This is a genomic window from Saccharopolyspora sp. NPDC045941 (genome assembly GCF_056431445.1).
In genome coordinates this window covers 1-5,976 of record NZ_JBWKKU010000135.1, presented here as the reverse complement: position 1 = coordinate 5,976, position 5,976 = coordinate 1, and the positions used below count along the sequence as shown (strand labels likewise).

At 57.3% G+C, this 5,976-nt stretch carries 6 protein-coding genes; 4 read left to right on the top strand and 2 right to left on the bottom strand.

The window, feature by feature from the left end; all coding sequences use genetic code 11:
* Positions 1-400: 400 nt before the first annotated feature.
* The 4 genes from AC07FN_RS45425 to AC07FN_RS45410 all read left to right on the top strand — a co-directional run bounded on the left by AC07FN_RS45425 (position 401) and on the right by AC07FN_RS45410 (position 3,596).
* Complete coding sequence (locus AC07FN_RS45425; protein WP_478401304.1) at positions 401-1,219, top strand: phage major capsid protein; 819 nt, start codon at positions 401-403, stop codon at positions 1,217-1,219.
* A 71-nt stretch (positions 1,220-1,290) separates the two neighbouring features.
* Positions 1,291-1,692, top strand: coding sequence for a Gp19/Gp15/Gp42 family protein (locus tag AC07FN_RS45420; RefSeq protein WP_478401303.1), 402 nt, complete (start codon positions 1,291-1,293; stop codon positions 1,690-1,692).
* A gap of 908 nt (positions 1,693-2,600) precedes the next feature.
* Positions 2,601-2,942: an HNH endonuclease signature motif containing protein gene (locus AC07FN_RS45415; RefSeq protein ID WP_478401302.1), complete on the top strand. Its 342-nt coding sequence runs from the start codon at positions 2,601-2,603 to the stop codon at positions 2,940-2,942.
* A gap of 126 nt (positions 2,943-3,068) precedes the next feature.
* Positions 3,069-3,596 carry a hypothetical protein gene (locus AC07FN_RS45410; RefSeq protein WP_478401301.1) on the top strand — a complete coding sequence of 176 codons (528 nt, stop codon included), beginning with the start codon at positions 3,069-3,071 and terminating at the stop codon, positions 3,594-3,596.
* Positions 3,597-4,197: 601 nt separating this feature from the next.
* On the opposite strand, the gene AC07FN_RS45405 is transcribed toward AC07FN_RS45410, so the two are convergent.
* The gene (locus AC07FN_RS45405; protein ID WP_450136961.1) at positions 4,198-5,052 is read right to left on the bottom strand and encodes a helix-turn-helix domain-containing protein; all 855 of its coding nucleotides are present in this window, start codon (positions 5,050-5,052) and stop codon (positions 4,198-4,200) included.
* Entirely contained in the window at positions 5,039-5,554 is a 516-nt protein-coding gene (locus tag AC07FN_RS45400; RefSeq protein WP_478401300.1) for a DUF6879 family protein, read from the bottom strand. Before AC07FN_RS45400 ends, AC07FN_RS45405 begins: the two co-directional genes overlap by 14 nt.
* Positions 5,555-5,976 lie beyond the last annotated feature (422 nt).

Genomic DNA, 5,976 nt, shown 5'->3' with positions numbered 1-5,976 from the left:
GCGCTGACTGGGACCACGGTTACCGACTACGTAACCGATGATGGCACCGTAGATGCCGCAGCAGTAGAAAAGGCAGCTTCTGAACTGTTGCAATCTCGGCCCGGACTGCGGAAGCTGGATAAGCCGCACGATCCCTCTCAAGGTCTCGGTATGCGTGCTCCGAGGCCATCTTGGTCTGATCTGCTTTCCCGCTAATTCTATTACCCAACCGCCGGCCAAAATCCGACCTTTTTCTATTCTTCCCTCTTTGGGTGACCCGTGGTCATTCTCTGGGCGGACTTTCAGAGCCTGCGGCTCAACCTGACTCGCTATCCCGTGGAGAGCGGGTAATTAGCCCGACCCAAAAGGGTCCGGGCTTTTTTCATGCCCTTTTCATAGAAAGATTGATGCCAACATGGCTATGCTTGATTCTAACCTTGCTCAGGCTTGGGTTCCCGAGGCTTACGGTCAGCTGGTTGACCTTGAAGTCAACGCCAAGTCCGTTGCTTTCCAGGTCGGTACCTTGGTCGAGACTCGGAACGAAACCATTCGATTCCCACTGTGGGTGTCCGACCCTTCGGTCGCCTGGTACGCCGAGAACACTCAGATTGCGCTGAGCGACGGTGCCACCGATGAGGTTGTGGTTACCCCGAAGAAGACTGCCGGGCTGACTCAGATCTCGAACGAAGCCGTTAAGGACTCGAACCCGGCTGTTGCCGAACAGGTCGGCCGGACTCTGGCCCGTCAGATTGCTAAGGCGATTGACATTGCTTTCTTCGCCAACACGACCGCCAACGGTCCGAGTGGTTTGCTCTCGGTTGCGTACTCCACCGTTGACACGGGCACTGCGTACACCAACCTGGACCCGTTCCACGACGCCAAGGCGACCGCTATCGAGAACGGTGCTGAGCTGACTCACTTTGTGGTGGCTCAGGATGTGGCTAACGCTCTGGCCAAGGCCAAGCAGGCTACCGGCTCGAATGTCGGTCTGCTGGAAACCGTGGATGACGGTATCCGGCTTGCCGGTGTGCAGGTCATTGTTTCCCCGCACGTCGCTGCCAGTGAGGTTTGGGGCCTGGACAAGCGCCAGGTGATGACCGTTCGCCGGACCGGTACCGAGGTTGTCACGTCGCCTTACTCGGCGTTCGCTTTCGACTCCGTGCAGGTGCGTGCGACCAGCCGCGTTGGCTTCGGTTTCTGCAACCCGGCTGGAATTGTCCGGCTGTACGACGCTGCCTGATCTGACTAACTGAACTGTGCCCCGGTCCCTTAATTGGAGCCGGGGCCTTTTCTCGTACCTGGAGAAACAAAATGAGCTACGCAACTCCCCAAGACGTCGCCGACCGCTACGGCGAGCCTCTGAGCGAGGCAGAGATTACGACCGTTCAGACTCGGCTGAATGATGCTGAGCTTCTGATCAGATCCCGTATCCCTGACGTTGATCAAAGGGTCGCAGACGGAACTCTCGCTGAAGCAATCGTCGTCATTGTTGAGGCTGAGGCAGTGCTCCGATTGATCCGTAACCCAGCAGGGTATTTTCAGGAGTCGGACGGGAACTATTCCTACTCGCTTAACTCCAAGGTTGCCAGCGGCAGGCTTGACATCCTTCCGGAGGAATGGGCTTTGCTCGGTGTCCGTCGCGGAGCGTTCACGATTCGCCCGCACCTTCAGATGCCGGGTTACTCGCGTCTGCCGTTCTCTCATGGGGGCTGAGCATGTCTTTGCTGAACAAGTTCAACACCACGGTTAAGGTCTTCCCCGAGATTCAGACAACGGACCGCGACGGGAATATCATCACTAAGCCGTCCACGGTTGGTATCGATACACCTGCCACGGTGCAGCTAGTCCAGCAGTCAGGCACGAGTAACCGCCTGGCAGAGACTCAGACCATCGGTTTCATGACCGAGGAACTTTACAGGGTTAGACTTCCAAGGGATTTCCAGATCCTCGGACCTCAGTCTCAATTCGAGTGGCAGGGCCGACGATATTCTCAGTTCGGTCAGCCTCAAAGGTATCTCGGTTCCAAGCGTACTTCTCACATCGATTACTTTATGAAACGAGTCTAAGGATCGCTAAATGGAGTGCCGCAGACAGGGCTGCCTTGGAATCATCCCAAGTCAGCGTCGAGATTCTATCTACTGCTGTGAGCTGTGCCGGGTGTCGAATAGCAAACTCGGTATCGAGAGGCGCAGGCTTGCGCAGGTAGAGCGCAGCGGGAACACAGAACAGCTAGCGCATTTGCGTAGTGCGTGGGTTGAGCTGGTAGCAGTAGCAGACGCTGTAAGCGTGTGGCGTGGCTCGCTGGCTAGGACTGAGTAATGACTGAGCTTGTGCTACTACTGCACACACTGTGCTTTACGGCGCAGGCTGCAGGTGTGCTTGCGCTTTGTGGGTCGGTGCGAGCTATTCGCAGGAATGTATGAGAATTCGTTTGTTTCGTGACACAGATACTATTGCCCCCCAGGGGAGGTTACCCCCTGGCGGGTCGCTACATCGGGGCGTATAGCGGCAGTGAGAAATCATTCGTCGTATAAAACGCCCAGGGGGCATCGGCCCTGAAAGGGCCCGCATGACTATTCATTAGACATACAGGAGGAGAGGGAATATGGAACTGAATATCAATGGACACGCTCGCAGAGCGGTTTTTCTCGAAGGTCAGCCCTGTTGACCCGGAAACCGGGTGCCAGGAATGGCTAGCATTTAAGGACGAACATGGTTACGGCCGCATCGCTGTAGCCACACGCGATGGCGGTGGAGGACTGATGGAAAAGGCACACCGCGTAGCGTGGGCTTTTTCTCATGGTGTCCAAATTCCCGAGCATCTAGTGATCCGGCACCAATGTGACAACCCTAGTTGTGTCAATCCCTGGCACTTGCTGGTAGGTACCCAGCTAGAGAACATGCGGGATATGCACGATCGGGGCCGCTTTAACGGTGGCCGAAAGGCGTCTAAAGCCGCATGAACGCATACGAAACCCCCTCGAACGGCCCTGAAAGGCTGTTTGAGGGGGCTTTTCGTGTTCCTGGGTATATCACTCTGTTGATCACTGCGGTACAGTCATTTCCCTGACTGGAAGGTGGCTACCGGCGTGGTGCAAGACGTTGGTTTCTGGGAAGCCGTGGGCCTGTGGTGGGATGGTCAGAAGCTAGAAGACTTCACCATGTATGGCTGGCCGATGCTGTATTGGGCACGCCTTGGGAAGTACCTTCAGTTTATCTCCGGTGCCGTGGTCGTACTCGATCTGATCGGTCCCGATCGGTTCCGGCGCAGTGCACTTCGATTGCGAGTAAGGAGCAGATGGTTAGCAAGATTTCCGCTAGTGCGCCTCGTTCTGTTGCTCGTTGCATCGCTCTCGCTTGCTGCGAGTATGGTTCCCGTGGTGATTGTTGAGATGCGTGGAGAGCAGACGTTAAGTGAGACCTTTGGGTCTGCTGGAATACCTACGATGCTGGGCATGTTGCTGGCACTTGGTTTAGCTTGTATTCTGATTAAGGCAGAGAAGTTCCTTCTGGTGATTGCCAAGATTGTTGCGATTGGCCAACACGGAAACGGCTGGAAGTGGCTTTCGTTTGTGTTGATCGTAATCGGGTTCCACTTGGACCTACTCGGGTCTTAGTCATGAGAAAGCCCCCCGACCGTGCGCCTGGTCGGGGGCTAGTTCAGAGGTTTTGTCTCAGCGGTCGAATGTTCACGGGTTTAGGCAGCCCTGGCGGTATCGTGCAGTTCGGGTGCGGAGCTTCGATATGAATCGGCGCCCCTGGCTTCCCCGGTTCTTCCAGTGCGAGAACCTCGCGCAGGGTCCATGACGGTTTTCCATGATATTGCCACGCCACTATCGGCGGGCAGAACACGGGTGAGTCACCGATGATCGGGCACCGGTAGGCGGTAGCGTCCTTAGCGCTGCGGAGAATGAACACGTCGGCGCTAGTCGCTCTGTGATACATCGCTGCGAGTAGCTCGGGGGATTCCAACGGCCCCCATCGAATCAGCGTCCAGCCTCGCAGTCGGAGTTCAGTTAGCAGGTCTTCCAGCGTCAGCGACGACTCGGTTTCAGTAGCCGGGGTGCTCACAGTTGCACCCGCTTCCGGCGCTTCACCATCGCTCGGTATTTCTGACGCTTTCGGCGCTGCTCTTGCCAGCGCCACAACAGAGTAAGCAAGGTGCCTCCCGAATACTTCTACCTTGATTATCGGGAGCGCTGATCGGCGGGTGTAGTTTTAGTCGCGTGCTCGCATAAACTCGTCTGCTGCCGATTCGAGAAGCTGTCTCGCGTCCTCGCTCGTTAGGGCGCGTTCGCGGAAGTGCTCGAACACGTTGATGTGGTAGGTAATGTCTCGGTAGTCGCGTAGCGCTACCTCGCCCGCGAAAATCTCGGTGAGCACTAGCCGATCGTCGTAGACGACGAACACGTTTAGTGGGGAGGCGTTCACCAAGGCCGTGTTAGGGAGGATCGCTAGATCTACGTTTGTCCGCTGCGACACCTCGGCCATGTGCTTTAGCTGTTCAACCATAACGCTAGCTGCGGCACGCTTGAGCCTTACGGCTTGCTCGGTGAGTAAGAAATGGAATCGCCGAGATTCGTTGTTGAGCGTGTCTTGGCTATCTAGCCTCGCCTGTACGGCGCGGTCAATATTCCGTGCTGGTCGGCCCTCAACGCCGGGGGTAAGTACGGCACCTGCGTAGTCTCGGGTCTGGATTAGTCCGGAGGGGATAGCGGGTAAGAATTGGCGGACGACTGAGGCTGATTCTGTGAGCGCTTTGATCTCAGCTTGGCTGCGCCAGATCCCTTGCCGGGCGGATGACCGTAGCGACGTGTATTCGACGTTTGCTGAACGAGTGAGCGCTAGCAGTTCTTCCCGTACGTCGGTTGGCACGTCGAGTGCCGCCATGATGCGTTCTACGTCAGCAACAGTCGGTAAGGTCTTGCCGGATTCAATCCGGCTGATTTTTGATTGGGACATAGCAGCACGAACGGCCAGCCTCTCGCCAGAGAGCCCGGCCGCTTTGCGTAGCTGCTTCAGCGTGTCCGCAAGGTTCTTGCGTTGTTGCTGTTCTGTGTCAGGTTCGAGCATTCCACTCGCTCAACGACACGGCGTGACTCAATGCGGTGTCTCGCCACTTGAGGTATTGGGTTAGGTCAGGGTTTTCCCGCTGGTCGATGTTGAGCAGAGTTCCGCCAGAGTTGAAGTTCAGATCGACCACGGTCGACTCATCGAACAACCAGAAGTCATGGGCAGGTAGATCAAGGTCTAGTTCGGTCAGGTCCAAGATCCGGATGTCTTCCCCGGCTTCGATGTTGCCGGGGATGGCCCACGCAAGTTGGAACCGCTGGTACTCCGTGAGCGGTTGCCGAACGGTGCGGACACGCCCGATGGTCCGGCCGGATGTCGCAATCTCCCTGACTGTTTCGTGCCAAACCGCGTTGTGTCCTTCGGGTTTCGGTTCCCCTGCACGCCAACGGTTCAGGTTGTCTTGTTCTCTCTGCATGGCGTACGTCGGTTGGCACTCGAACCGCCATGCGGACCGCTGGCAGTTGTCAAACCGTGCGCCGAACTGCTCGCCGGTCAAAATCACTTCAGAGCCTCCCTGAGCCGCTGAACGGCGTCCGGGCTAGCTCCAGACTCGACTAGCGCGGACACGGCGTTGAGAATGATCTCAGGGGGTAGTTCGACTGCCGTCTCTCCTTCGCCGAGTGTCAGGCCCTCAGCGCTGTGCACGTGGTCGCCCTGGACTACGGCCGTACCTCGGTCTGAGACGTACACGGTGGGGCATGCCTTATCTTCACAGCCGGACACCTTGCGTAGCTTCATGGTCACAGACTTAGCGATCAGCCAGGGCGGATCAAGGCCCGACCGTGGTCTAGTCGCGATGTTGCATAACTTGCCCATAGCCGCACAGATCAGAGGGTGCGCCCCCAGACAGCGGGGCGGCTCCCCCTAGCCGCCCAGTTGACCAGCGGAAATCACGCCCTCGGGCCGACCTGCGATGACGGGGGG

Bases quoted from the DNA above. Each gene is read 5' to 3' on its own strand.
- AC07FN_RS45425 (WP_478401304.1), top strand. From the start codon at position 401: ATGCTTGATTCTAACCTTGCTCAGGCTTGGGTTCCCGAGGCTTACGGT.
- AC07FN_RS45420 (WP_478401303.1), top strand. From the start codon at position 1,291: ATGAGCTACGCAACTCCCCAAGACGTCGCCGACCGCTACGGCGAGCCT.
- AC07FN_RS45415 (WP_478401302.1), top strand. From the start codon at position 2,601: ATGGACACGCTCGCAGAGCGGTTTTTCTCGAAGGTCAGCCCTGTTGAC.
- AC07FN_RS45405 (WP_450136961.1), bottom strand. From the start codon at position 5,052: ATGCTCGAACCTGACACAGAACAGCAACAACGCAAGAACCTTGCGGAC.